This is a genomic window from Nocardia sp. NPDC050712, assembly GCF_040654295.1.
Classification (GTDB): Bacteria; Actinomycetota; Actinomycetes; order Mycobacteriales; family Mycobacteriaceae; genus Nocardia.
On sequence record NZ_JBFAHT010000002.1, the window covers coordinates 535,464 to 561,711 of the forward strand.

18 protein-coding genes are annotated in these 26,248 nt (G+C 68.7%); 8 read left to right on the top strand and 10 right to left on the bottom strand.

Features of this window, described 5'->3' with window-relative positions; all coding sequences use genetic code 11:
• The first annotated feature begins 16 nt into the window (after window positions 1–16).
• Together AB0H76_RS12905 and AB0H76_RS12910 are read left to right on the top strand one after the other, a co-directional pair.
• Window positions 17–595 carry a TetR/AcrR family transcriptional regulator gene (locus AB0H76_RS12905; RefSeq protein WP_357321866.1) on the top strand — a complete coding sequence of 193 codons (579 nt, stop codon included), beginning with the start codon at window positions 17–19 and terminating at the stop codon, window positions 593–595.
• Complete coding sequence (locus tag AB0H76_RS12910; RefSeq protein ID WP_357321869.1) at window positions 592–1,794, top strand: NADH:flavin oxidoreductase; 1,203 nt, start codon at window positions 592–594, stop codon at window positions 1,792–1,794. Before AB0H76_RS12905 ends, AB0H76_RS12910 begins: the two co-directional genes overlap by 4 nt.
• A 22-nt stretch (window positions 1,795–1,816) precedes the next feature.
• On the opposite strand, the gene AB0H76_RS12915 is transcribed toward AB0H76_RS12910, so the two are convergent.
• The 3 genes from AB0H76_RS12915 to AB0H76_RS12925 form a co-directional block, all read right to left on the bottom strand.
• Window positions 1,817–2,509, bottom strand: coding sequence for a response regulator transcription factor (locus AB0H76_RS12915; RefSeq protein WP_357321872.1), 693 nt, complete (start codon window positions 2,507–2,509; stop codon window positions 1,817–1,819).
• Window positions 2,506–3,741, bottom strand: a complete 1,236-nt coding sequence (locus tag AB0H76_RS12920; RefSeq protein ID WP_357321875.1) for a sensor histidine kinase — start codon at window positions 3,739–3,741, stop codon at window positions 2,506–2,508. The genes AB0H76_RS12915 and AB0H76_RS12920 overlap by 4 nt, the downstream gene beginning before the upstream one ends.
• Before the next feature lie 96 nt (window positions 3,742–3,837).
• Complete coding sequence (locus AB0H76_RS12925; RefSeq protein WP_357321878.1) at window positions 3,838–6,033, bottom strand: MMPL family transporter; 2,196 nt, start codon at window positions 6,031–6,033, stop codon at window positions 3,838–3,840.
• 222 nt (window positions 6,034–6,255) lie between these two features.
• Between AB0H76_RS12925 and AB0H76_RS12930 the strand changes: the two genes are divergently transcribed.
• Window positions 6,256–7,077 carry an NADPH-dependent oxidoreductase gene (locus AB0H76_RS12930; protein WP_357321881.1) on the top strand — a complete coding sequence of 274 codons (822 nt, stop codon included), beginning with the start codon at window positions 6,256–6,258 and terminating at the stop codon, window positions 7,075–7,077.
• 55 nt (window positions 7,078–7,132) lie between these two features.
• Here the strand turns inward: AB0H76_RS12930 and AB0H76_RS12935 are convergent, their stop codons facing one another.
• The 4 genes from AB0H76_RS12935 to AB0H76_RS12950 form a co-directional block, all read right to left on the bottom strand.
• On the bottom strand, window positions 7,133–7,384 hold the full coding sequence (locus AB0H76_RS12935) for a hypothetical protein (RefSeq protein ID WP_357321884.1): 252 nt from the start codon (window positions 7,382–7,384) through the stop codon (window positions 7,133–7,135).
• Between the two features lie 24 nt (window positions 7,385–7,408).
• A complete protein-coding gene (locus tag AB0H76_RS12940) occupies window positions 7,409–7,903 on the bottom strand; it encodes an SRPBCC domain-containing protein (RefSeq protein ID WP_357321886.1) in 495 nt (164 codons plus the stop codon).
• Between the two features lie 98 nt (window positions 7,904–8,001).
• A complete protein-coding gene (locus AB0H76_RS12945; RefSeq protein ID WP_357321889.1) occupies window positions 8,002–9,219 on the bottom strand; it encodes a DUF6596 domain-containing protein in 1,218 nt (405 codons plus the stop codon).
• The gene (locus tag AB0H76_RS12950) at window positions 9,216–9,551 is read right to left on the bottom strand and encodes a YciI family protein (protein ID WP_357321892.1); all 336 of its coding nucleotides are present in this window, start codon (window positions 9,549–9,551) and stop codon (window positions 9,216–9,218) included. Before AB0H76_RS12950 ends, AB0H76_RS12945 begins: the two co-directional genes overlap by 4 nt.
• Window positions 9,552–9,660: 109 nt before the next feature.
• On the opposite strand from AB0H76_RS12950, the gene AB0H76_RS12955 reads away from it, so the two are divergent.
• Window positions 9,661–11,604: an FAD-dependent oxidoreductase gene (locus tag AB0H76_RS12955; RefSeq protein ID WP_357321895.1), complete on the top strand. Its 1,944-nt coding sequence runs from the start codon at window positions 9,661–9,663 to the stop codon at window positions 11,602–11,604.
• On the opposite strand, the gene AB0H76_RS12960 is transcribed toward AB0H76_RS12955, so the two are convergent.
• Entirely contained in the window at window positions 11,601–12,458 is an 858-nt protein-coding gene (locus AB0H76_RS12960) for a class I SAM-dependent methyltransferase (RefSeq protein WP_357321898.1), read from the bottom strand. The genes AB0H76_RS12955 and AB0H76_RS12960 overlap by 4 nt on opposite strands.
• A 70-nt stretch (window positions 12,459–12,528) precedes the next feature.
• Window positions 12,529–13,242 carry a hypothetical protein gene (locus tag AB0H76_RS12965; protein WP_357321901.1) on the bottom strand — a complete coding sequence of 238 codons (714 nt, stop codon included), beginning with the start codon at window positions 13,240–13,242 and terminating at the stop codon, window positions 12,529–12,531.
• Between the two features lie 318 nt (window positions 13,243–13,560).
• Between AB0H76_RS12965 and AB0H76_RS12970 the strand changes: the two genes are divergently transcribed.
• Window positions 13,561–14,553 carry an alpha/beta hydrolase family protein gene (locus AB0H76_RS12970; protein WP_357321904.1) on the top strand — a complete coding sequence of 331 codons (993 nt, stop codon included), beginning with the start codon at window positions 13,561–13,563 and terminating at the stop codon, window positions 14,551–14,553.
• Window positions 14,550–15,971, top strand: a complete 1,422-nt coding sequence (locus AB0H76_RS12975; RefSeq protein ID WP_357321907.1) for an MFS transporter — start codon at window positions 14,550–14,552, stop codon at window positions 15,969–15,971. The genes AB0H76_RS12970 and AB0H76_RS12975 overlap by 4 nt, the downstream gene beginning before the upstream one ends.
• Window positions 15,972–15,980: 9 nt before the next feature.
• On the opposite strand, the gene AB0H76_RS12980 is transcribed toward AB0H76_RS12975, so the two are convergent.
• A complete protein-coding gene (locus tag AB0H76_RS12980) occupies window positions 15,981–18,185 on the bottom strand; it encodes an MMPL family transporter (protein ID WP_357321910.1) in 2,205 nt (734 codons plus the stop codon).
• Between the two features lie 260 nt (window positions 18,186–18,445).
• On the opposite strand from AB0H76_RS12980, the gene AB0H76_RS12985 reads away from it, so the two are divergent.
• Complete coding sequence (locus tag AB0H76_RS12985) at window positions 18,446–24,823, top strand: SDR family NAD(P)-dependent oxidoreductase (protein ID WP_357321913.1); 6,378 nt, start codon at window positions 18,446–18,448, stop codon at window positions 24,821–24,823.
• 28 nt (window positions 24,824–24,851) lie between these two features.
• Window positions 24,852–26,243, top strand: coding sequence for a condensation domain-containing protein (locus tag AB0H76_RS12990; protein ID WP_357321916.1), 1,392 nt, complete (start codon window positions 24,852–24,854; stop codon window positions 26,241–26,243).
• Window positions 26,244–26,248: the final 5 nt, after the last annotated feature.

The window sequence follows — 26,248 nt, forward strand, 5'->3', positions numbered from 1 at the left end:
TGTTTCACTCGTCGGCATGGGCGACAAGGTCATGGTGGGCACGCCGGAACGCCTGCTGGCCGCCGCGGAGCGGTTGCTGTTGACCAGCGCCTACGACGAGGTCTCGGTGCGGCAGATCTGTGCCGAGGCGGGGGCCAATCCCGCCGCGGTGCACTATCACTTCGGTTCCAAAGAGGAGCTGATCGGTGCGCTGATCGAAGACCGGCTGGCGCCGTTGTGGGCCGAGGGGCTGGCGAAGGCGTCCGCGGGCTGGGATTCGGTGCCGAATCTGGTCGAGGCGATTCTCGCGCCGTTTCGCGACCTGTCGGCGAATCCGCTGGGGCGCTTGCACCTTCAGCTGCTGTCCCGCTTCGTCATCGGTCGGCACCGGCGGGTCTGGCGGGGGCAGTGGTTTCGGATGGCTGCCTGGGCGGCATTGCTGCCGGAATTGCCCGCGGCCGAGGCCGAGCGCCGGTGGATGCTGTCCTTCGACCTGATCATCATGCGTTTCGGCAGTCCTGAGATCGACGAACATGGAATGTCGGCCAGGTCGCTGGTCACGCTGCGAGATTTCGTGGTGGCCGGATTGACCGCGCCGACGGGAGAGCGGCAATGACAGAGATATTCGCACCGGCGCGGCTGGGCCCGCTCACCCTGCGCAACCGGGTGATCAAGGCCGCGACCTTCGAGGGGCGTACCCCCGACGCGCTCGTGACCGACGAACTGATCGCATTCCACCGAGAGGTGGCCGCGGGCGGGGTCGGGATGACCACGGTCGCCTACTGCGCGGTCGCGCCGGGTGGGCGCACCGATCGCAAACAGATCTGGATGCGCCCGGAAGCCGTTGCGGGACTGCGGAAATTGACCGAGGCGGTGCACGCGGAGGGCGCGGCGATCTGCGCGCAGATCGGGCACGCCGGCCCGGTGGCCAACGCGGCCTCCAACCGTGCTCCGGCGCTGGCGCCCAGCCCGATGTTCAGCCCGTTGAGCATGCGCGCGATGCGGGTTCCCGCCGAGTCGGAGATTCCGGAGCTGGTCGCGGCGCACGTCAGGGCGGCACTCCTGGCCGAACAGGCCGGGTTCGACGCGGTGGAGATTCATTTCGGGCACAACTACCTGGTCAGCTCGTTCCTGAGTCCGCTGCTGAACCGGCGCGGCGACGGGTACGGCGGCTCGCCGGCCAATCGGGCCCGGCTGGCGCGGGAAATCGCCTGTGCGGTCCGCGATGCCGTGGGCGACCGGCTCGCGGTCACGGCGAAACTCAATATGGAGGACGGCCGCCGTGGCGGGCTCACCGTGCCGGAATCACTGCAGGTGGCCGCCTGGCTCGAGGCAGACGGTGCGCTGGACGCGCTCGAATTGACCGCGGGCAGTTCACTGTTGAATCCCATGCTGCTGTTCCACGGCACCGCCCCGCGCCGCTCCTTCGCGAAAGTGCTTCCAGGACCGGCGCGTTGGGGCTTCCGCCTGGTCGGACGGGCCTTTCTGAAGGAGTATCCGTACCAGGAGGCCTACCTGCTGGAGCGCGCCCGCCAGTTCCGCCGCGAACTGACCATGCCGCTGATCCTGCTGGGCGGCATCACCAACATGGACACCATGACGCGGGCCATGGCCGAGGGCTTCGAATTCGTCGCCATGGGCCGGGCCCTGCTCCGGGAGCCGGACCTGTTGCACCGCATCCGATCCGACGCCGCCACCCGCTCCGCGTGCGTGCACTGCAACGAGTGCATGCCGACCATCTACACCGGCACCCGGTGCGTGTTCCGCCCGGACCGAACTCCCGAACCGCTCCCACTCCGGCCGCCGCCACGCTGACGATCGCGGGTGCCGGAATACGTCAGAGGTGGCGGTTGCCGTCCGGTCGCCGCGGTTCGACCCGCACCAGCCCGGACTGGAAGGCGATGACGACGAGTTGCGCGCGGTTCTGGACGCCCAGTTTCGACATGGCCCGTTGCACGTGCGTGCGCACGGTCAGTGGGCTGACGTAGGCCTGCTCGGCGATCTCCTCGTTGGAGAGCCCCTCCGCGACCATGGCGAGGACCTCGCGCTCGCGCGCGGTGAGGACTTCGAGGGATTCGGCCGCGCCGACCCGGCTTTCGGGGCGGGCGAGATAGCGGGCGATCAGCGAGCGGGTGGCGGTGGGGGAGAGCAGGGCGTCACCCGCGGCGACGGCACGGATGGAGCGCAGGAGTTCTTCCGGGCCCACGTCCTTGCCGAGGAACCCACTGGCCCCGGCGCGCAGCGCCTGCGCCACGTACTCGTCGAGTTCGAAGGTGGTCAGGATCAGGACGCGGGTCTCGCGCAGCGCCGGGTCGGCACAGATCTCCTCGGTCGCGGTCAGGCCGTCGACGCCGGGCATGCGGATGTCCATGACCACCACATCCGGTGTGGTGGCCCGGGCTTGTTCGACCGCTTCGCGGCCGTTGCCCGCGATGCCGACCACGGCCATGTCCTCGGCCGAATCGATCAGCAGCCGGAAGGTGCCGGCGAGGAGGGCTTGATCGTCGGCCAGCAGTACCCGGATCGTCATGATGGGTCGTCCTCGCGGTCAGGGGTGTGCGGTGGTTCGAGGGGCAGCTCGGTGGTGACCTCGAACCCGCCGTCGGGCCGGTGCCCGGCGTGCAGATGACCGCCGACCGAGACGGCCCGTTCGTTCATGCCGATCAGGCCGTAGCCTTGACTGTCCGAATCCTGTTCGCCGCCACCATGTTCCGCGGCCTCGGTGCCGTCGTCGAGCACGCTGATCGTCAGCAACTGCCGGGAGTAGACCAGGCGTACCGTCGCCGTCGCAGTGACCGCGTGCTTGGTGACGTTGGTCAGTGCCTCCTGAATGATTCGGTACGCCGTCAGATCCACGCCGGAGGACAGCGGGCGCGGCACCCCGGTGATCGACAGCGACAGGGTGAGTCCGGTCCGCTCGAACGAGGTGAGCAGTTCGGGCAGCTGCGCCAAGCCCGGGGTCGGTTCCAGCGGCGCGTCGGAATCGTCCTCGCGCAGCAGCCCCACGGTGGCTTTGAGCTCCCGCAGCGCCGCCGAGGTGGTGCCCGCGAGCTGATCCAGCATCTCCTGTGCCCGGTCCGGCTGACTGCGCAAAAGGTATGCGGCCGTGGAGGCTTGGGCATGGGCCAGGGCCATATGGTGCGCGACGATGTCGTGGAGCTCCCGCGCGATCCGGAGCCGCTCCTCGCCGACCCGCTGCCGTGCCTCCTCCTCCCGGGTGCGTTCGGCGAGCTCCGCGCGCGCGTGCAGGGCCGCGAGATAGTTGCGCCGGTTGCGCCCGGCCTCGGCGAACGCGCCCGCCACCAGGATCGCGGCGATCAGGCTGACGCGGCCGCCGGTCAGGATCGGGGTGAAATGGTGGAAGAGGGAGGTGATCAGCAGTGCGCCGCCCGAGATCGCCGGCGCGATCTTGGCCGTGCGCAGATCCGCCGACCACAATCCGAGCGAGTACGCGGCGACGAAGGCGGCGCCGGTGGTGGCCACCGACACCTCGAAACCCAAAGCGCCGATGACGATTCCGCACACGGTGGTGATCGTCAGCACCGCGCACGGAAAGCGGCGACGAGCGAGCAGGGCGAGTGAGGCTGTCGCCGAGAGACCGAACACGGCCAGCGAGGCCGGGCGCGCCACGATCGGGCCCTGCCCGTTGCCGAGGTCGGTCACCCGGCTCGCGTAGGTGGCCAGCGCGCACAGCAGAACGGCGATGATCACATCGACGGCGCGGCTGTGCCGGCGCGGCCACTGCGACCATTCGGTGGTCATCGGCGTTCCTCCTTGTCCTCGAGAACCCTAATCGGCAGGCTCCGCACGGGCGGGTAGGCCGCCCCGATCCGAGGCGGCCTACCCGTGCGGTGCTGCTTAGGACCAGGTGGAAGCCAATTCCCGGACCGGTTCGACGGTCTCGTGGCGATTCAGGCTTTCCCCTTCCACGTCCACGTTCGGCAGGATCCTCGCCAGCCAGCGGGGCAGCCACCAGGCTCGGTCGCCGAGCAGGGCGAGCACGGCCGGGACCAGGGTCATCCGGACGACGAAGGCGTCGAAGAAGACCGCCGCCGCGAGTCCGAGCCCCATCATCTTGATCATCGGTTCGCCGCCGCCGATGAATCCGGCGAACACCGCGATCATGATGGCGGCCGCGGCCACCACGACCCGCCCGCTGTGCCGGAATCCGGTGATGATGGCGTCGCGGGCGCTCTCACCGTGCGCGAAGGCCTCCCGCATCCGGGTAACGAGGAAGACCTCGTAATCCATCGCGAGTCCGAACACCACGCCGATCAGGAAGATCGGCATCATGCTCATCACGGGTCCGGTCTGGTGCACACCGAGCAGCTCCGCCAGCCAGCCCCACTGGAACACCGCGACGATCACGCCGAAGGCCGCGCCGACCGACAAAAGGAAGCCCAGCGCCGCCTTGATCGGGACCGCGATCGAGCGGAACACGATCATCAGCAACAGGATCGCCAGCCCGACCACCACGGCGATATAGGGCAGCAGGGCGTCGGCCATCTTCTGCGAGACGTCGATATTCATCGCGGTCGCGCCGGTGACCAGCACGGTCGCCCCGGTCGCCGATTTCAGCTCGCCCGCCTCGCCGCGCAGCGTGTGCACGAGATCCTTGGTCTCGGTCGTCGACGGACCGGTGGCCGGGACGACGGTGAGCATGGCGGCGTCGCCGGCCTCGTTGGGTATCGCGGGCGAGACCGACACCACGCCCTCGGTCGCGGCCAGCGTGCCGGACACCTGCGCCAGCGCGGCCTTCGGATCGGCGGCGTCGCGCAGGTCGACGGCGACGGTGAGCGGCCCGTTGAATCCGGGGCCGAAGCCGGCCGCGAGCGCGTCGTAGGCGCGGCGCTGCGTCGTCGAGGTCGGCTGCGATTCGTCGCCGGGCATGCCGAGTTCCAGACTCTGCACCGGCAAGGCCAGCACGCCCATGCCGATCAAGCCCAGGACGAGCACCGCCACCGGGCGACGCACGACGAAACCGGCCCATCGGGTGCCCATGGTGGGTTTCGCGGCCGCCGGTGCGGGGTTCTCGATCGACGCCTTGCGGAATGCCCGCGGCATTACCGCCCGCTGGAAGAACCCGAGCAGCGCGGGCAGCAGGGTCAAGGCGATCACGACGGCGACGGCGACCGTGCCCGCCGCGGCCAATCCCATCTGGGTGAGCACCGGAATGCCGACCACGGCCAGCCCCGCCAGGGCGATGACCACGGTCAGACCGGCGAAAACCACGGCGGAACCGGCGGTTCCGACGGCCCGGCCCGCCGCCTCCTCGGCACTGTGCCCGGCGGCGCGTTCGGTCCGATACCGGGAGACGATGAACAGCGCGTAGTCGATGCCGACCGCGAGCCCGAGCATCATGGCGAGCGTCGTGGTCGTGGTGGACATGCCGATCGCCACGATCGCGGCGATACCGACGCCGATGCCGATCAGCGCGGTGAGCAGCGGCAGGCCCGCGGCCGCGAAGGCGCCGAAGGTGATCATCAGGACGATGGCCGCGATGACGATGCCGATGATCTCGGTGGCGGCGCCCATTTCCGGTTCCGCCTGCAACGCCGACCCGCCGATTTCCACGGTCACGCCGCCGGGCGCACTGTTCTCGGCCGCCGCCGTCAGCGTCGCCTTGGTGGCATCGGTGAGATTCTCGCTGGTCTCGCCGTAGTTGACGGTGGCGTAGGCGGTCGTGCCGTTCGCGCTGATCGCGCCGGTCTGGAACGGGTCGAGCACGCCCGTCACCTGCCCGCCGCCCGCCACCTTCGCGACGATCTGCTCCACCGCCGCCCTGTTCGGCTCGGCGCCGATCTGCTGTCCATCAGGGGCGACGAACACGATACGTGCCTGTGCCCCATCGGATTTGGTGCCCGGGAACCGTTCACCCAGCAGGTCGAACGCCTGCTGGGATTCGGTGCCCGGGATGGAGAACTTGTCCGGCGGCGCCGTCGGCGCGTTGGCCGCCCCGGCCACCAGCGCGGCCATCACCCCCAGCCAGAGCAGGACCACGAGCCGCCGCTTCTCGAACGCGAACCGACCGAGCCGGTACAGATATTTCGCCATGGCGCCATGGTCGTCGGGGGGGTCCGTAGTCGGCATCGTGCAGGTGACGGCCGTTGGGTGTACTGCGGATGCAGTACGGCGGACGGGGCGGTACTGCGGCAGGTGTTATGAAATCTGGCCGAACGCAATGCTGGACTGGGGGCGGGTAGTACTCCAGTCTCGCTGTACCCGCACTGCACTACCGAGTACAGCCTGGACGCGGCGAAAGAGGAGATGACCTGTATGACACAGGAAGTGCTGGCAGACGCGCTGCGGCAACGGTATCGAGAGGTGGATTCGGCGACGCCGGCGCACTGGAATCCCGTGCTGCAGGTATTGCACGAGCATCGTTCGGTTCGCACCTATCTCGACACCCCGGTCTCGGATGAGACGCTGCACCTGCTGATTTCGGCGGCGCAGTCCGCGGCCACCTCTTCGAATCTGCAGGTGTGGAGTGTCATCGCGGTGCGTGACCCGGCGCGCAAGGCGCGGCTGGCGGAACTGGCCGGCGGGCAGAAGCACATCCTGCAGGCCCCGGTGCTGCTGGTCTGGACCGCCGACTTCGCCCGGCTCCGGCAGTTGGCGGCCGACCACGACACCCCGCTGGAGGGCGCCGACTACCTCGAATCCAGTTATGTGGGCTTCATCGACGCCGCGCTGGCCGCGCAGAACGCGGTCGTGGCCGCGGAGTCCGTCGGGCTGGGCACCGTGTACATCGGCGCCTTGCGCAATCACCCCGAACTCGTTGCCGCGGAACTGAATCTGCCGCAGCAGGTCTTCGCGGTGTTCGGACTGGTCGTCGGCCATCCCGACCCCGCCGAGTCGGCCCGGATCAAACCGCGCCTCCCACAGGCCGCGGTCCTGCACCACGAAACCTACAAACTGACCGAGCAGCGCAAACACGTCGCGGTCTACGAGCAGCGCATCGCCCAGTTCTACGCCGAGGAGCGCCTCGCGCACTCCTGGACCGAGCGGGTCCTGAATCGCCTCACCTCCGCGGCCAGCCTCAACGGGCGTCACCGGTTGCGTGAAGCCCTGGCGAACCACGGGTTCCGCTTGGTTTGAGGCTGGGTGACCGGACCGGGCGAGCAGGTTCTGCTCGCCCGGTCCGGTCGTATTATCAGCGCGCGGAACCGCTTTCGAGGAATTCCCGAACGAAGCAGAGCGGGCAGATGGGGTCGAACGGCGCGGTGATCTGGGTCGACGGCGCCGCCGGGAGTTCGTTCGGCGCGGCCGCGGCGAACGCTGGCTGCAGGGCGAGTGCGGCGGCAAACGCGCCGCCGACAATGACATTCAGCATGGGACGGTACAAGAGTTCCTCCACGTTGATGCGATGAGCCGTGAGAGTAACAAGGCTTGTTGCCGCGGTCATGCCCCCAATTCCAGGTGGAATGAGTCAGGCGCGGTAGCTCGGGATGGGGTCGCCGGTTCCGGTGGTGATCAATTGCGGCAGGCTCTTGGTGATGTAGAACGTCCACCCGCGCGAGCATTCCTCGAAGCATTCGGACTCGCCCGCGGTCAAGCCCACGTGCGTGAAACGCAGGACGGTGCCGTCTGCGGTCGCGCTGATGTCGAAGACGACGGTGGTGCCGGTCCATTCGGAGTGGTCGTCGATGAAGGTCAGCTCCGAATCGATGACCTGCCAGACCATTCGGGCGCCGGGCACGACCTCGGTGAGCTGGAAGCGGGCAAAGCGGATGCCTTGCTTCTCCTTGGCCGTCTCGCCGGCGTATTTGCTGTCGTCGGTGAAGACGAACTCGTCACCGACGGCGGCTGTCTCGCCGATGATGTTCGCGTTCCACCAGCCACGCACATCGATGACTGCCGCCATCACCTCGTCCGGGGTTCGGGGCACGGACATCGTGGCGGTCAGATGCTCGGAGTTGCTCATCGTCATTCCTTTCCTCGGTGGTTTACCCCACCGACGAACCGGGGTCGGCCGGATCGACAGTGCCGCCGAAATTCTTTTGAAAAGACGTGACGCGGAGGTCAGAGCCCGCGCAGCCGCCCGGCCAGATACCGCCGCTCGGCGTCGGTGGGCGCCAGCTCCACCGCGGTGGCGTACTCCGCGGCCGCCTCCTCGGCGCGCCCGGCTCGGCGCAGCAGATCGGCTCGGGTGGCGGCCAGCAGGTGATAGCCGTGCAGGTGCCCGGAGTCGGCGAGTGCGTCGACGAGTTCGAGCCCGGCCGGAATACCTTCGGCCATCGCGACCGCTACCGCCCGATTGAGCTCGACCACGGGTGAGGGCGTCATCCGCGAGAGCTCGCGATAGAGGGCCGCGATCTGGGGCCAGTCGGTCTCCGCGGCGTCGGACGCGGTCGCGTGGCAGGCCGCGATCGCGGCCTGGACCTGGTACGGGCCGGGGCGCTGGGACGCCAATGCTCGATCGAGTATTCCGATCCCCTCGGCGATCACCGCGTGATCCCACAGCGACCGGTCCTGATCCTCGAGCGGTATCAAGACGCCGTCGGTGACGCGCTGCGGGCGGCGCGCTTCCAGGAGCAACATCAGCGCCAGCAGACCTTCGGTTTCCGGCTCGGTGGGTAGCAGCGTCGCCACCAGCCGGGCGAGGAAGATCGCTTCCGGCGCCAGCCCGCGCTGGTCGTCGGTCACGCTGTAGCCCTGGTTGAAGATCAGATACAACACCGCCGAGACCGCGGGCAATCGTTCCGGGAGTTGTTCCGGCGTCGGCACGCGATAGGGGATACCGGCGTCGACGATCTTGCGCTTGGCGCGCACCAGCCGCTGTGCCATGGTGGATTCCGCGGTCAGAAACGCCGCTGCGATTTCCGCTGTGCTCAGGCCCGTCAGCGTGCGCAAGGTCAAAGCGACCTGGTTCGGCAACGCCAGCGCCGGATGACAGCAGGTGAAGATCAGCCGCAACCGGTCATCGGGGATCGCCTCGGACGCCGGCCCGGCCTGGTCGCGGCCGAGCACGGCGAGCTGGCGCAGTTTCGCACCGGCGACCGTCTCGCGGCGCAGCCGGTCGATGGCGCGATTGCGCGCGGTCGTGGTGAGCCATGCGCCCGGCCGGTCGGGGACGCCGTCGCGGTCCCAGGCCGACAAGGCGGTGGCGAAGGCGTCCTGCGCGCAGTCCTCGGCCAGGTCCCAGTCCCCGGTCGCGCCGATCAGCGTGGCGACTATCTGACCCCATTCCGTGCGATAGGCCGCGTCCACCGCGTCCCGGACGACGTGGGGCGCATTCACTCCCACACCGGCCGGATCTCGATCGACCCGTGCAGCGCGTAGGGATGGCGCGAAGCGATCTCGATGGCTTCGTTCAGGTCGGCGCATTCGAGGATGTCGATGCCGCCGATGAAATCTTTGGTTTCGGCGAACGGGCCGTCGGTGATCAGGGTTTCGCCCGCGCGCACCCGGATGGTTGTCGCCTCGGCAACGGGTCGGAGGCGCGCGCCGCCCCGGCCGGCTTGCCGCCGGTCGACCTCCCGCGCGTAGTCGATATGAGCGGGATCCGCCGCGATCTCGGCGGGGCTCGGGATGGAAGCCTCGTCATCGCAGATCAGCAAGACATACTTCATCCCTCCAATATGCCCGACGGCCGCCGCGACACGCTGGACTTGGTGCTGACAGTTAGCTCTTGCCAGGATTCTCGGCCTGTGCGGCCGGCGGGATCGTCATACTCGCGCCATGACCGATTCGAATGACCATCTGTCGTATGGCTTTTCTGGATCGTTTTCGCCGCCGCGAGTGCTCGTTGTCGGAGCCGGGATCGCCGGATTGTCGGCCGCCCGCGCGCTACAGGACCGTGGCTACACCGTCGTCGTGCTGGAAGCTCGTGATCGCCTCGGCGGCCGGATCTGGACGGACGACGACGGGGTCGACCTCGGTGCCCACTGGATCCACGGGACCGAGGGGAACCCGCTGACCGAAGTCGTGGAGAACCTCGAACTCCCGTTCAGCTACGTCGGCGGGGACAGCGCCTACACGGGTGGGTTCGACAGTCTGAACCTGTTCGGCTCGGACCGCTGCGCGGCCAGCGCGGCCGTGAAGGGGCGCACGCTCGAACTCGCCGACGGAATCCTGCACGAGTTGGAGAAGCGGGCGGAACTCGCTCGTCGACGGGACGAACCCGATACCTCGCTGCAGGAGGCGCTCGACGGAATCCTCACCGACACTTGCCTTTCGGGCGAAGAGGAACAGGCCGTCCGCTATCACCTGAACATCATTCTGCGCGAGGATGTCGCCGAGGATCCGGGCCGGCTGTCGTTCAAGTACTGGGAAGACGGCTACCGCGTCTACGGCTACGGCGACAGTGTGTTGCGGGGTGGCTACCGGGCACTGGTCGACGCGCTGGCCGCGGGGCTGCGGATCGAAACCGGGCAGATCGTGACCAGGATCGAGTACGGCGCGGCGGTGCGGGTGGTCACCGAGCAGGCCACGTTCGAGGCCGAGAAGGTGCTGGTCACGCTGCCGGTCGGCGTTCTCAAGGCCGGTTCGGTCGTGTTCGATCCCGCGCTGCCGGCTGCCAAGCGCACCGCCTTGGATCATCTGGGGTTCGGCACCCTCAACAAGATCGCGCTGCACTACGACACCTGCTTCTGGCCGGCGGAACAGTACGTCTTCGGTTATCTGTGCCGGGACACCGAGAAGTACCCCACCGTGGTCATCAATCTGTGGAAGTCGCACGGCAAGCCGATCCTGGTGATGCTGTTGGGCGCCTCGCTGGGGCGCGCGATGGAGAGCTGGTCGGACCAGGCGGTCGCGGAGTACGCGGGGACGGTCGTCCGCGACATCTTCGGCCCCGATGCCCCTGCGGCCGAACATATCTCGCGCACCGCCTGGTCCGCGGACCCGTTCGCCCGCGGCTCCTACACCTGTATCGGCGTGCACGGCTCCTCGAAGGACCTCGACATCCTGGCCGAACCCATCGACGACCGCGTGTATTTCGCCGGGGAAGGAACGAACAGCTACCACTGGGGCTGCGTGCACAGCGCCTACGAGTCCGGGTTGCGTGAAGCGGCGCGGATCAGTGGCGACGGCTCGATCTACGCGCCACCCGCCACCGAGACCTCACGCCGGCAGCGCCGCGACATCGATCGTATGAAGCGGTTCGCTCGAATGCGGATGAACCACATCGATCCCCGGGAACTGCAGCGGCGGATGGCGGTGCTGTCCGCGAGCGCGGACACCTTCGGGGTTCAGCTGTTCCGCTCTCTCGTGGCTGCGGACCTGGAGACGCTGGCGTCGATGTTCGACGAGATCCGTTATTCCCCAGGTGATCTCGTTTGCAAGGAAGACGACTGCGCGAACGGCATCTTCGTGGTCGCGGAAGGCGCCGTGGAGGTCGATTTCGGCGGAATCTATGAGCGCACGACCATGTCGGCGGGCACGGTGCTGGGTAGTCACGACCTCTTCTTCGACGCCCGGACCACCACGGCGTCGGCGGTCACCGCTGTCCGGGCCTACTACCTGGACCACTACCGCTACAAGACCTTTCTCTATGCGTTCCCCGACGTCATGATGCTGATGATCGCCGATCTGGTGACCCGCTGGGAGAATCTGGAGGAGGCCATCGGGCAGAGCACCTCGCTCCCGGTGCGGCGGATTTTGCCGAACGACAGCGGTTTCTAGCGGCTCGCTCGGAGGATGTGGCTCGGGCGCAGGGCCTGGGGCGCTTCGCCCTGGAATTCGGGATCGTTCTCGAGATATCCGGCGATGACCTCGGTACCGGAGCGGTCTTCGATGTCGGTGAAACCGAGCGCCCGCAACTGGGCGTCGATATCGGCGGGAGTGAAGGTGCTGAGCCAGGGTTCCCCCGCGGCGGCCAATCGGCGGGCGCGCTCCTGCGCCCGCGCCCGCTCCTCGTCGGTGCCCGGCGGCTGCAAGTAGTCGAAGATCACCTCGACCGGCGGGGCCTGACCAGCAACATATTCCAGGGTGCGGAAGGCGGCTTCCCGCGTCAGATAGAAAATGACACCCAGCCACACGAACACGGCCGGCTCACTGCGCTGGAAACCGGCCGACTCCAATTCTGTTGCCAGTTCCTGGGTTTCGAAGTCGACCGGCACGAAGGTCAGTGTGCCGGGCCGCTCGATACCCGCCGCGGCGAGGCGCTGATGCTTCCACGCCTGGGTCGCCGGATGGTCGACCTCGAAAACCCGCAGCTCCGGGTGCGGGTTGCGGTAGGCGAAGGTATCCAGCCCCGCGCCCAGGATCACCACCTGCCGCACCCCCGCCGCGGCGGCCGCGGCCACCCGATCCTCCGCGAAACGCGCACGAGCAGCGAAGAACAAGCGCCGCGGGCGATCCATGACGACAGTGCCGGACCTCGTCGGGTCGCTCGACTCCGACAGTTCCCCCGCCGCGACCCCGAGCAGACGCGCCGCGAGCGGATCGGTCAGGATGCGCGGCCGGTCGGCGACCTGATGATAGGCCCGGGCGTAGGCGGTCGCGAATGCTGTCCGGCTGGGTTCCCCGTTGTCCATGGCCCCGAACCTACTCGCGCGGGCGGTGCCCACATCGCTCCGGTGACCAGTCCTCCTCGATCCGCGGGCGCTATTGCACCGTGGCCAGGAGGTTATTGGTCAGCCACCCCAGGACGGGTTCGGCGGGATATCCCGACGAGGTCACGAAGATGTCGTTGGAGTCGTTGACGCGTTGCATCTGATCGCGTGCTTCTCCCATGGTCGCGGTGATCGATACGAAGCCGATAGCCCTTGCGAGTCTGGAGTTCTCGGGGCTGGACAGTAGATCGTCGAGCGAGGCCCGCGCGTACCGCTCGGGTGTCACGGTGCGTGCGTAGGAGTCCAGCAGCGATTCGTGGATGACGAATTCGACGCTGCCGCTGTCATCGAGGATGGGGACACGCTTCTTGCCGGTCACGGCGATGATCGTCGCGATGGAATCCAAGGTGATGGCGCCGATTCTTTCGCCACCTGCGGGAGTCCGGACGATCATCTGGTCTCGGCGGATCATGACGGTGGTGACCGAGTCGTCCTTCTTGTATCCGCCCGACAGCCGCAACGTCGACTGTGTTGCCGCTTCGAGGTTTTCGCGGGCGAAGTAGAACGCGAGCACGGTGCCCACCCACGTGCCGAGCAGCGGAAGCACCGAGGAGAATACGAGCTGGGCGACGCCGGCGCGGTCGGCGGGCGCCGCCGTGGCGACGACAAGCGCCGAAATCACTGTGATTGCCAGCAGGCTCAGGCCAACCACCGACGCGGCCAGCTTGGCTCTGAACGATGTTTCCCTCACGGTGCGGCGGCTCAAAGCTGAAATCCCCTCTCGAACGGCCCTGCTACTCGACTGCGCTGCGTGCCCTCAGCGAATTGACCTGGGGCACAACGTATCACGGGCAATCCCTGGGGCATTCGTGGTGCTCCGAGAGTCGGGAGTACTGCTGCGCCGCGTAGTGGACGTCGCCCGGCAGGTGACGAGACGCGGCTCGATGCCCAGAATTTGGGAATCGACCAGATGAAATCCTCGGTGAATTAGTAACCGCCACAGCATTACCCGATCGGCTGGCGCGGCCGCGCTCGATTGTCTTGACTTCGAATCGGAGACATCGCACCCGGGCAGGAGGCCGACATGCCGGGACATTCGTGGCGAATGGGCACAGCGCTGCTGGTGGTGTCGCTTTTTCTCGCCGGCGGATGGACGGTCGCGCGTGCTGATCCGGAATTCGCGGCTACCTCGAGGATTGTCGAATTGCGCCAGGAGCCGGGGCGGCAGACCCGGCTCACGGTGTATTCGGCGGCGATGAATCGGGCGGTGCGGATGACATTGCTGCGCGCCGCCGACCCGGACACACCGGCGCCGACACTGTATTTACTGAATGGCTCCAGCGGCGGCACGGACGGGAACTGGCTGGACCGCACCGATGTCGCCGAATTCTTCGCCGGCAAGCAGGTGAACGTCGTCGTGCTGCTGGACGGCGCGGGCAGCTATTTCACCGACTGGCGGGCCGACGATCCGATCCTCGGTAAACAGCGCTGGGCCACCTTCCTGACCGCGGAGTTGCCGCCGCTGGTGGATCGGGAGTTCCACGGGACCGGCGCGAACGCCATCGCGGGCGTGTCGATGGCGGGCACCTCGGTGTTCCAATTGGCGCTTGCCGCACCGGGTTTCTATCGCGCGATCGGCTCGTACAGCGGGTGTGTGCAGACCAGTGATCCCAAGGGGCAGGCCATTGTCCAGGCCGTGGTCACCACCCAGCGCGGCACCGCGGTCAATATGTGGGGACCGCCGAGCGACCCGGCCTGGCGCGCACACGACCCCTATCTGCACGCGGACAAACTGCGCGGCACCGCCGTCTACGTCGCGACCGGAACCGGGATGCCGGGGCCGCGGGAGAACTTCGAGGGCGCGGGCGGTGACGTGGTGATGCTGCTCTACCAGCTGATGTTCGGAGCGCCGATGGAGGTGGTCGCCTACCTGTGCACCCGCCAGCTGCAAGAGCGGCTGCGGGCGGCGAACGTGCCCGCGACGTTCGATCTGCGGCCCACCGGCACGCACTCGTGGGGCTACTGGCAAGACGACCTGCACAACTCGTGGCCGATGTTCGAGGAGGCGCTGAAATGACTCGCGGCGAAGCGGCGGTGGCCCTCGGCTCGTTCGGTGCCTGCCTGATCTCGGTGTTCATGCAGATGATCGACGTCACCATCGTCACCACCGCGCTGCCGGTGATCACCGGCGACCTGGGCGCGTCGCAGTCGCAGCAATTGTGGATGGTGGCGGGTTACTCGCTGGCCTTCGCCTGCGTGCTGCTCACCGCGGCCCGCCTCGGGGCGATCCTCGGCCGGCGCCGGATGTTCCTGTGGTCGGCGGCGGCCTTCACCCTCGCTTCGCTGTGGTGCGGAATGTCCGCCAGCGCCCTGGAACTGGTGGCGGCCCGGATCGTCCAGGGCGTGGCGGGGGCGGGCATGGCGGCGCAGACCATCGCGGTCATCACCGCCTCCTTCCGGCGCGACCATCAGCCCTACGCCTTCGCCGCCTACGGCGCGACGGCCGGGTTCGCGGGGATGCTCGGCCCGATCGTGGGTGGCGCGCTGGTGACCCTGAATCCCTTCGGCCTGGGGTGGCACGTCATCTTCTTGATGAACCTGCCGCTCGGTGTGCTCGCCATCGGCTTGGCGCTGAAGTACTTGAAGATCGGTCCCGCGCCGGAGCGACCCCCACTGGATCTGCGCGGCTCGGTGATCGCGGCAGCAGCGCTGTTCCTGCTGCTGTTCGCGCTCGCGGACAGTCAGCACGGCGGCTGGCGGCCGGCGCACGGTGCCTACCTGACAGCGGCATTGGCGCTCGGCGGACTGTTCGTCGCCTACGAACGAGCCACCAGGCGGCGCGGCGGAATCGCGCTCGTCCGATTGGATCTGTTCGCCGACAAGGGTTTCGCGGTCGGTTCGGTGCTGGTGACCATCTTCTTCGGTTTGTTCACCGCGTTCGTGTTCACCGTGTCGATCCTGCTGCAGGAGGTGCTGCGCTTCTCGGTGCTGCGGACCGGAATCGCCATGACGCCCTTCGCCATCGGCGCCGGCGCCGGTGCGCTGGTATCGCCGATCCTGGTGCACCGCTTCGGTATTCGCGTGCTCGCCGCGGGCGTCGCGTTCTTCGGGTTCTGGGTCGCGGTGGGTGTCGGGTATCTGTACGTGGGCGGCGGCGCGGTGAATCTGGCGCTGGTCACCGCACCGGTGTTCCTGTCCGGTTTCGGGGTCGGGGTGTTCGGTGTCCCGTTGCAGCCGATCATGCTCGCCGGGCTGGACGACCGCGACATGGGCGAGGCGTCCGGTCTGCTGCCCACCGTCGAGCAGATCGGGAACTCGGTCGGGCTGGCCGTGCTCAGCGCGCTCTTCTTCCGTTCGCACACCTTGACCGGCAGCATGGCCATGCTTTCCGCGATCGCCGTCACGGCTCTCGGCCTCGGCGTACTCACGCTGGCGCTGCCCGATCGCCGTGCCACCCTGGGGTCGACACCGTGGAGCCGGGTCGCGACCCCGTGATCCACGCGCTCACCGGCGCGCTGCCACCGGTTCGGCGGGCAGTTCCTCGGGTCGGACGACGGTCTCGGCGGCGACAGCCGCGGCCGATTCCCTGCGCCGCAGCGGCTTAGGCGCCCACCAGTAGAACTCGCCGAGCAGCTTCATGGTCGCCGGCACCAGCAGCAGCCGCAGCACGGTCGCGTCGACGACCAGCGCGGTGACCATGCCGATCGCGATGTACTGCATCATCACCAGATCCGAGAGCGCGAAGGCGCCGCACACCACGACCAGGATGAGCGCGGCGGCGCTGATGATCCAGCCGGTGCGGGCGATGCCGACGCGCACCGCCTCGGAGTTCGCCGCCCCGTCGGTGCGCGCCTCGTGGATCCGGGCCAGGAGGAACACCTGATAGTCGGTGGACAAGCCGTAGATCACCGAGATGATCAGCACCAGCACCAGCGCCATGATCGGCTGGGGCGTGAAGTTCAGCACGCCGGAGCCGTTGCCGTCGACGAAGATCCAGGTGAGAACGCCGAGCGTGGTGCCGAGCCCGAGCAGGTTCAGCAACCCGGCCTGCAACGGCAGCACCAGCGAGCGGAAGGCCAGCACCATCAGCGCTGTGGTGAGCAGGAAGACGAGCACGATGACCCACGGCATCCGGTGCAGCAGCGCGTCCACGCTGTCACGTTCGATCGCGGATTGCCCGCCCACCAGCATGATGGTGCCCTGCGGCAGCGGCATGGCCCGCAGGTAGTCGATGGTTTCGTCGGCGGCGCGCGCGTCCCGCACGACGGTCGAGGTGGTGAAGACGCCGAGCTGGGAGGACGCGTGCAGGGGTGAGGGGAACGGGGCCTTCAGCCCCGGCGCCTGGTTCGCCGTGTCCAGCACAGTGTCCATATCGGCGTCGCCGCGCGTGATCACCACGAGTTCGACGGGATTGATCTGACGCAGGGGGAAGAGTTCGTCGAAATGCTGCTGCGCCGTGCGCACGGGATGCTCGGGCGGCAGGAAGCGCTCGGAGATGCCGCCGAACGCGACATCGCGTACCGGGACGATGAGCAGGACGAGGATCGCCACCACCGGCACCGCCACCGCGAGCGGCCGGCGCATGACCCAGCCGGCGACCCGGCCCCACGGATTGTTCCGCTGGTCGGCATCGGCTCGGCGGGAGTGGAAGCGGTTGAACCCCAGCCAGTCCACCCGCCGGCCGAGCACGGCCAGCACGGCGGGCAGCAGGGTGACCGAGACGGCCGCCGCCAGCGCCACCGTCACCATCGCGCCCAGGGCGAACGAACGCAGGAAGCCGTGTGGCAGCAACAGGATCGCGCCCGCCGCGGCCACCACGATGGTCGCCGAGAGCACCACGGTGCGACCGGCGGTGGCCACCGCGCCCCGCACCGCCGCCGGCACCTCGCGACCCGCGGCCAGTTCCTCCCGGAATCGGCTGACGATGAACAGGCCGTAGTCGATGGCCAGACCGAGACCGATCATCGAAACAACGGGGGAAACAAAGGAATTCACTTCCATGAAGGTGGTCAGGAAGCGGACGACGCCCCAGGCGCCGAGCACTGTCAGCCCGCCGACAGCCAGCGGCAGCGCCGCGGCGACCACCCCGCCGAACAGGAAGAACAGCAGCACCGCGACCGCCGGGATGGCGATCAGTTCCATGCGGAGCTGGTCGTGGGCCATGGTGTCGTTGAGGGCGAGCGCGACCGGCTGCCCGCCGGCCACCTCCATGTCGATGCCCGGTAGCGCCAGCTCGCCGGCGATCTCGCGGTAGTTGTTCAGCACCGTGGTGTCGTCGTCGCCGCGGATGGCGATCGAGGCGAAGGCGTGCTCACGCTGCTCGGTACCGAAGATCTCCGGCACGGCCACACCGGTCTCGGTCGGCCAGTAGGCACCGTTGATCTTGATTATCTCGCCCGGAAATCGTTGCGGCAGACTGTCGAGGTGGGCGGTCACGGTGGCGGCGAAGTCCGGCTCGTCGACGGTGGCGCCCGGCGGGGCATGGAACAGCAGCAGCACGTCGGCGACGTGATCGTTGCCGAACGCGTGATCGCGCAGCCGCGCGGCCTGCGCCGACTCCGAGCCGGGGTCGTCCCAGCCGCTGACGCTGAGGTGATCGTGCAGTCCGAGGCCGTAGACGCCGAGTGCCAGCAGGCCGCCGGCCACGAGGGCGATGACGCTGAACCGCCGCCGAACGAGCAGGTCTGTCCACCGGGTGAGCTCGCTCAACTTCGCAGCCTTTCCGACCAGGCCATCCTGGTCCGGCACAGTAGTCGGGTACTGGAAATATATGTAGCCGCAATGCGTTTCAGCGCTCCCGGCCGGGCACATTCGAAATTCCACAGTTTCGTCGTGATCGAATTGTGAACTGTCCCTGAAGGCGCGAATGCCGCTGTGCGGGCAGTTAATGTGAGGCCATCGCCAGCGGGCTCGATCACAGGTCGCCGGAATCGTTGGCGCTCACCACGATCCGCCCCTGGAGGATGTGCATGTCGGATATCGCAATTGTCGGCATAGGGTGCCGTTTCGCGGGAGGAATCGACTCGCCGGACACATTCTGGGATTTCGTCCTGGATAAGCGTGACGGTGTCGTGGAGATGCCCGCCGATCGCTGGGACTACCGCCGCTATTACGACCCCGAACCCCGGACCCCGGGCCGCAGTTACACCAAGCGCGGTGCGTTCATGACCGCCGATCCCTGGGCGTTCGATCCGGACTTCTTCGGCATCTCGCCGCGTGAAGCCACCGTGCTCGACCCGCAGCAACGCCTGATGCTGGAGGTCACCTGGGAGGCGCTCGACGACGCGGGCATCGCCCGGCACGCCTCCGGTGGTTCGGTCGGCGTCTACGTCGGTGGTTTCGTGGTCGACCAGTCGGTGATCGGCGTCGTCGGCCCGGCCCTGTTCCACACCGATATGCACACCCCGGCCAGCGCGTCCTACACCATGCTGTCGAACCGGATCGCGTACGCGCTCAACCTGGTCGGACCCGCGATCACCGTCGACACCGCGTGCTCGTCCTCGCTGGTGGCTTTCCATCTGGCCTGCCAGGCGCTGCAGAACGGGGACTGCTCGGTGGCGCTGGCGGGCGGCGTCAACGTGATGCTGCAGCCGGAGACCTTCGTGCTGATGTGCAAGGGCGGTTTCCTCGCCGCGGACGGCCGCTGCAAGTCCTTCGACGCCGCCGCGGACGGTTACGGCCGCGGCGAAGGCGCGGGCATGGTGGCGCTGAAGAAACTCGACGACGCGGTGCGCGACGGCGACCGGATCTACGCGGTGGTCAAGGCGACCGGCGCCAACCAGGACGGGCGCACCACCGCGATCACCGTGCCGAACGCCGACTCCCAGGAGTCGCTGGCCCGCGCGGTCTGCACCCGGGCCGGGCTGGCGCCGGAGTCGATCACCTATGTCGAGGCGCACGGCACCGGCACCCTGGTCGGCGATCCGGTCGAATTGCGGGCGCTGGGACGGGTTTTCGGCATGCCGGACAAGCGGACCCGGACGCTGGGCGTCGGCTCGGTGAAGTCCACGCTCGGGCACACCGAGGCCGCCGCCGGGGTTGCCAGTGTGATCAAGGCGGCGCTGGCGATCCGGCACCGCACCATTCCGCCGCAGGGCTGGATCGACAAGCCCAACCCCGATATTCCCTTCGACGAACTGGGCCTGCACGTCCAGACGGAGGCCGAACCGCTGCCCGCGGACGCCCCGCCGATGTCGGTCGCGGTCAACGGCTTCGGCTACGGCGGCACCAACGCGCACGCCATCCTGCGCGAATACCGGCCTGCCGCTGTCGTCGATCCGGCGCCGGAGCCGAAACACTATGGTGTGCTGCCGATCTCGGCGCGCAGCACCGGGGCCGCCCGGGCCCTGGCCGGGCGGTTCGCCGAACTGATCACCGCCGGCGCGGAGCCGCAGCGGCTGGCCAAGGCCGCGTGGACGCGCCTGGCGCACCACCAGTTCCGCACCGGCATGCTGCTCGGCGGCACCGATGAGCTGGTGCACGAGCTGCGCGCCTTCGCCGGCGGCGAAGGTCGCGACGCGGTCCGCACCATCGTGGCGCGGACCACCGAACCGGTATTCGTGTTCTCCGGTATGGGTCCGCAGTGGTGGGGCATGGCACGCGAGCTGCTTTCCACCGCAGGGACTTTCGCCGAGATCGCCGAGCAGGTCGACGCCGAGTTCCGCGCGATCGCGGGCTGGTCGATCATCGAGGAACTGCGGCGGCCCGAGGCGGAGTCCCGGGTCACCAGCACCGAGGTCGCGCAGCCGGCCAACTTCCTGGTGCAGGTGGCGCTGGTGGGCGAACTCGCGCGGTACGGCATCGAACCGGCGGCCATCGTCGGCCACAGTGTCGGCGAGGTGTCCGCGGCCTACGTCAGCGGCATGCTCACCCTGCGCGAGGCGGTGCTGGTGGCCTACCATCGCGCCCGGCTCCAGGCGAGCACCGCCGGTTCCGGCGGCATGCTCGCCGTGGGCATGTCCTACGACCAGGCCCGCGAACTCGTCGCCGACGACCCCCGGGTCGATATCGCCGCGATCAACAGCGCCACCTCGCTGACCCTGTCCGGCGACGTCGACCGGCTCGACGAGATCGGCGAAAAGCTCACCGAGGACGGGGTTTTCGCGCGTCCCCTGCGGGTCGAGGTGCCGTACCACAGTCGCCTGATGGACCCCATCCTGGACGAGTTGCGCGCGGTGCTGGCGGGATTGCGGCCGCAGGCGCCGAGCATTCCGCTGATCTCCTCGGTCACCGGCGCGGAGGTCACCGGACCCGACTGGGACGCCGACTACTGGGCCGCCAACGTGCGCGAGCCGGTCCGCTTCGCCGACGCGATCACCGCGCTGCTCGGCCAGCGCCGGGTCTTCCTCGAGGTCGGACCGCACCCGGTCCTGTCCGGCAACATCCGCGAGACGCTGCTGGGCGCGGACGTCAACGGCACCACGGTGCCGACGCTGGACCGCAAGCAACCGGACTCGGAAAGCCTGCGGCGCACCCTGATCGGTCTCTACGGCGCGGGTGTGCTAGATCTCGACCGGTTGTTCCCCGCCGATGGCCCGCGCGCACCGCACGTGCCGCTGCCGCGGTATCCGTGGCAGCGGACCCGGCTGCACTCGGCGTTGCCGCTGTTCGAACAGGCCCGCCTGGGCAGCCCCGGCAGCTACGCCATGCTCGGCGACCCGGATGTCGAGGGGCGGCCGGATTGGCTGCTCCAGGTCGGCACCGAACTGCTGCCGTGGCTGGCCGATCACGTGGTCAACGGCGTCAAGATCATGCCCGGGGCCGCCTATCTGGACGCGGCCCTCAGCGCCACCGCGAAGCGCCTCGGCGTCGAACGCGTTGCGCTGGAACAGGTCCGGTTCGTGGCACCGCTGATCATGGGCGCCCCGGATGTCCCGCTGGTCGCGCTGACCGTGGAGGAGGCCAGCGGCCGCTTTCTGATCCGCTCGCGCTCGGCCACCGGCACGGCCTGGACCCTGCACGCGACCGGTCGCATGCTGACCGGCAGCCACCGGCAGACCCGAGTCGAGGTCCCGGAGATCGAGGTGGGCGTCGACGTCGACCCGAAGCTGTTCTACAGCGGCCTGGCGGCGGCGGGCTTGCAGTACGGTCCCGCCTTCCAGCGGGTACGGACCGCGCGGGTCGGGACCGACACCGTGACCGCGATCGTGGACGGCGGCATCGCCACGGACTCGGGCCATTTCGCGCACCCCGCAGTCGTCGACGCCGCGATGCAGACCGCCGCCCTGTTGTTCGCCGAGTCCCGGGTCGACGAGGGCACCCTGGTGCCGGTCGGCGTCGCGGCCGTACGAGTGGTCGCGCCGCTGCCGGAGCGGATTACCGTGGTCGCGCGCCGCGATCCGCACGCGCGGCTGCGGGCCGACGTGGACCTGCTCGATGACGAGCACAACCTGGTGATGCGATTGAGCGGCCTGCAGATCGGCGCGCTCACCCCGGGCCAGGATCCGATGCGCCGGATGGCCGACTTCTTCTACACCGAGACGATGCAGCAGCGCGATCCGCTGGATCCCACTGTGCTGCCGCAGGATTCGGTCAGCACGGTGGTCGTCGCGCTGGGCGACGCGGACCGGCGCGCGCGAGCGCTGACCGAGGCGATCCCCGGTGCGCGACTGCACCGGGGCGCACCGGGGGACGAGCCGGAGGCCGGCCTGACCGACCTGCTGGCGTCCGCGCGGGCCGACAGCACGGAGCGCCTGCATGTCGTGGTCGTCGCGGACACCACCGCGAACGACATCGACGAACTGTGGCAATTGAAGCGAATCGCCGTCGCGGTCAATGCGTTCGCCTACCCGGAGAATGCCGAGCAGGCGGCCGAGCGTTTCGCCGACGGTCAGTGCCACGCCACCCTGGTGACCGAGCGCGCGTTCGCGGTGCCGGAGGATCCCGCGTTCGCCGATTCGAGTCAGGCCGCGCTCGCCGGCGCGCACCGCGTGCTGCTCAACGAGCAGACCGCGCTGCGCTGGCGGTTGATCGATGTGGAACCCGAGACCGAGACGGCCGACCTGCTCACCGAACTCGCGGTGCCCGGGGCGTTCTGGAGCGACAACACCGACGAGGTCGCGTTGCGCTCCGGCACCCGCTGGACGCCGCTGGTGACCAAGCCGCTGCCGGACCGCCTGGAAGCGCTGGACACCGCGGAACCGCTGACCGACCCGCAGGCCAACTTCGCGCTGGAACTGCCGCGGACCCGGATGCTGTCCGCGCTGGCGTGGCGGCAGTGCCCGCGCCCGGAGCCGGGACCGGGGCAGCTCGAGGTCCGGATGAAGGTCATCGGCCTGAACTACAAGGACCCGCTGAAAGTCATCGGGCTGCTCGGCGAGCGCGAGCTCGCGCCCACCTACTTCGGCACCGTGCCCGGTATGGAAGGCGTCGGGGAGGTGGTGCGGGTCGGACCCGGCATCACCGATCTCGCGCCGGGTGACCAGGTCGCGGTCGCGGCCAAGGGCATGATGCAGCGGTACGTGCTGGTCGAGCGGGCCCGGGCCATTCCGCTTCCGGCCGATGTGGACCCCGCCTACTGCACCAGCACCATCGCGTTCGGCACCGCCGAATACGCCCTGCACGATCTGGCCCGGCTGGAACCGGGGGAGACCGTGCTCATCCACGGTGCCGCGGGCGGTGTCGGCACGGCCGCCATCCAGGTCGCCAAGGACCGGGGCGCGCGGATCATCGGCACCGCCAGTACCGACGAACGCCGGGCACACGTGCTGTCGCTCGGCGCCGATCACGCGCTCGACTCGCGCTCGCTGAACTTCGTCGACGATGTGCTCGCGCTGACCGACGGCAAGGGCGTGCAGGTGGTGCTGAGCAGCGCGCCCGGTGAGATCCTGCGCCAGAACTTCAACGCCCTCGCCGAATTCGGCCGCATCGTCGAGGTCGGCAAGGCCGACATCTACACCGGCGGCCTGCTCGAGCTGGCCAACTTCGACAAGAACGTGGCCTACTACTCGATGGATCTGGACCGCCTGGTCGCGGCCGACGCGGAACGGTTGATCAAGCTGTTGCGGCGGGTCTACGAGAAGGTGCTCGCCGGCACCTACACACCGCTGGCCTACCGGCTCTTCGAAACCGACGACGTGGCAAGTGCTTTCGAGGAGACCATCCGCTCGACCGGCCTGACCCGCATCGCCCTGCGGATGGATTCGGCGTTGCCCGCCGTGCGGCCGTACCTGCCGCAGGTCGACATCGATCCGGCCGGAACCTATTTGATCACCGGCGGTTTCGGCGGTTTCGGTATCGCCATCGGACGCTGGCTGTCCCTGCGCGGGGCGCGGCGCCTGGTACTGATCGGCCGCGGCGGCGCGCGCACCGAGGAGGCGCAACGTCAGCTCGAGGCGTGGCAGGCGGCGGGCCTCGAGGTGCTCCAGGAGCAGGCCGACGTCACCGATCCCGAGGCGATCGCCGCGATCCTGGGCCGGGCCGACGTCGCCGACCGACCGCTGCGCGGTGTGTTCCACGCGGCCGGCTCGGTCGCCGACAACCGCCTGGACGCCATGACATCACAGGAACTGGACATCGTGTACCGGCCCAAGGTGCACGGCGCCCGGGTGCTGCACCAGGCGGTGGCCGACGCCGGGATCGACCTGGACATGTTCGTCCTGTGCTCCTCCGGCGGTTCGATGTACGGCATCTACGGCCAGTACAATTACTGCGCGGCCAATCTCGCGGTGGAGACCATGGCCCAGGAATGGGCGAAGGCGGGGGAGCGGGCGCTGTGCGTCGGCTGGGGCCACCTCTCCGGCGCGACCGGCGGCATGGCCGCCGACGAGACGGCGGTCAAGTATCTGGACCTGGTCGGCTTCGACCCGATCGACATGGCCGACGCCACGGCCTACCTGGAACAGACACTGCGCCTGGGTATTTCGCGGGCGGGCATCATCCCGACCGACTGGGGCAAGCTGACCGGCACCTTCCCGCAGCTCACCCGCACCGGACGCACGATCGCGCTCGCCCAGGTCTCGGCCAAGGACACCTCGGAGCTGGCCCAGCTGCGCGCCGAGGTGGCCGCCATCGAGGAGGGCAAACGCGGCGCCTTCGTCGCCCGCAAGATGGCCGACGAACTCGCCGTGGTGATGGGCGTGCCGGTCGAATCCATCGACATGACGGTGCCGGTGCCCGAACTGGGCCTGGATTCGCTGATGGCGGTGGAACTCGGCGCGCGGGTCACCAAAACCCTTGGTATCGACCTGATGTCACTGCAGATGGGCAGGTCGTTCAGCCTGGAGCAGGCCGGCCCGAAGGTGGCCGAGCTGATCCTGGCCGCGGAGTCCGCGAAGGCGCACTCGGCGCCGAGCCCGGTCGCGGCGCCCGCCGAGGCGGTTCCGGTGCCGGTTGGGGCTCCGGCGTGATCGGCAATCGTCGAAAAGAAGGTGTGCCATGGTCGATTTCGGCCTGATCGACGAATGGGAACCGGCGCCGGGCCGGTTGATCAGCTGGGTGGCGTCGCCGGAATCGGCGGCGCGTGCCCGGCTGGCTCCGGTCCACCCGGCCCCGCCCTCGCACCAGCAGGAGCAGTACCTGCGGCTGGCCGACCAGCACGCCGCGGCGGAGTTCCGCTACTCCGGTCTGTGCCTCGTCACGGCCGAGATACCGACCGGCGAGCTGAACCGGGACGCGATGACCCGCGCGGTCAACAAATTCCTGTTGCGGCACGACACCTTCCGGACCTGGTTCCGGATCGGCGCCGGCGGCGCGCTCGAGCGGCACCTGGTGCCCGAGGCGGACGTCGACTTCGTGCCGATCGACAGCGGGTGGGTCGACGATCCGCACACCGTGCGCGACCACGTGCAGAAGACCACGCCCGGGCCCTTCGACTGGGACTGCTTCACCTTCGGGGTGATCGAGCGCGAGGAGTCGACCACGCTCTACCTCGCGGTCGACCACCTGCACACCGATGGATTCGGGCAATATCTGTCCGGGTTCGACCTCGCGCTGCTCTACACCCGCGAAGTGTGGGACGAGACACCGGATCTGCTGACCCCCGCGGCCAGTTATCTGGACTACTGCACGGCCGAGCGGTCGTACACGGCGAGCATGTCGCTCACCTCGCCCGGCGTGCGGAAATGGCTGGAACTGATCCGTGGCAACGGCGGCGGGCTGCCCGCCTTCCCGCTGGATCTGGGCAAGCGCACCGACATCTACAACCGCAGCGCGCACCGCACGGTGACCCTGTTCGACGAGGACAGCGCCGCGCGCTTCGAGCGGCGATGCCGGGCGAACGGCGCGGAGTTCATCGGCGGCATCTTCGCCGCGGCGGCGCTGGCCGAACGCGAACTCGCCGACAACGACTACTACTTCGGCATGACACCGGTGACCACCCGCAGCAGCACCGCGGAGCGGGCCTCGGTCGGCTGGTATGTGACGCTGCTGCCGGTGGCCTTCCCGCTGGGCCGGTCCGGCTCCTTCGACCGGGTCGTCAAGCTGGCTCAACACGCCTACGAGAACGGGCTCCGGCTCACGACCACGTCCTTCCAGCGGGTGGTCGAACTGCTGCCCGCCGATTCCGATCTCGACCTGAGCCCGGGCTGGGCCTGCCCGATGATCTCCTACGTCGACGCCCGGGAGCTCCTCGGCAACGAGTTCTTCGACAGCGCCTCGTGCGGGGTGTACGCCAATCGCGCCGCCTCCGAGCATGTGCTGATCTGGATCAACCGGCTCGCGACACGAACCACCCTCAGCGTCATCTACCCGGATACCTCGGTGGCACACGACTCCGTGGAACGCTATGTCACCCGGCTCGGGGCGATCTTCGCCGCCGCCGCACAGTAGGAGAA

Excerpts from the sequence above, each read along its gene's own strand:
- AB0H76_RS12905 (WP_357321866.1), top strand. The coding sequence starts at position 17 with ATGGGCGACAAGGTCATGGTGGGCACGCCGGAACGCCTGCTGGCCGCC.
- AB0H76_RS12910 (WP_357321869.1), top strand. The coding sequence starts at position 592 with ATGACAGAGATATTCGCACCGGCGCGGCTGGGCCCGCTCACCCTGCGC.
- AB0H76_RS12915 (WP_357321872.1), bottom strand. The coding sequence starts at position 2,509 with ATGACGATCCGGGTACTGCTGGCCGACGATCAAGCCCTCCTCGCCGGC.
- AB0H76_RS12920 (WP_357321875.1), bottom strand. The coding sequence starts at position 3,741 with ATGACCACCGAATGGTCGCAGTGGCCGCGCCGGCACAGCCGCGCCGTC.
- AB0H76_RS12925 (WP_357321878.1), bottom strand. The coding sequence starts at position 6,033 with ATGGCGAAATATCTGTACCGGCTCGGTCGGTTCGCGTTCGAGAAGCGG.
- AB0H76_RS12930 (WP_357321881.1), top strand. The coding sequence starts at position 6,256 with ATGACACAGGAAGTGCTGGCAGACGCGCTGCGGCAACGGTATCGAGAG.
- AB0H76_RS12935 (WP_357321884.1), bottom strand. The coding sequence starts at position 7,384 with ATGACCGCGGCAACAAGCCTTGTTACTCTCACGGCTCATCGCATCAAC.
- AB0H76_RS12940 (WP_357321886.1), bottom strand. The coding sequence starts at position 7,903 with ATGAGCAACTCCGAGCATCTGACCGCCACGATGTCCGTGCCCCGAACC.
- AB0H76_RS12950 (WP_357321892.1), bottom strand. The coding sequence starts at position 9,551 with ATGAAGTATGTCTTGCTGATCTGCGATGACGAGGCTTCCATCCCGAGC.
- AB0H76_RS12955 (WP_357321895.1), top strand. The coding sequence starts at position 9,661 with ATGACCGATTCGAATGACCATCTGTCGTATGGCTTTTCTGGATCGTTT.
- AB0H76_RS12960 (WP_357321898.1), bottom strand. The coding sequence starts at position 12,458 with ATGGACAACGGGGAACCCAGCCGGACAGCATTCGCGACCGCCTACGCC.
- AB0H76_RS12970 (WP_357321904.1), top strand. The coding sequence starts at position 13,561 with ATGCCGGGACATTCGTGGCGAATGGGCACAGCGCTGCTGGTGGTGTCG.
- AB0H76_RS12975 (WP_357321907.1), top strand. The coding sequence starts at position 14,550 with ATGACTCGCGGCGAAGCGGCGGTGGCCCTCGGCTCGTTCGGTGCCTGC.
- AB0H76_RS12985 (WP_357321913.1), top strand. The coding sequence starts at position 18,446 with ATGTCGGATATCGCAATTGTCGGCATAGGGTGCCGTTTCGCGGGAGGA.
- AB0H76_RS12990 (WP_357321916.1), top strand. The coding sequence starts at position 24,852 with ATGGTCGATTTCGGCCTGATCGACGAATGGGAACCGGCGCCGGGCCGG.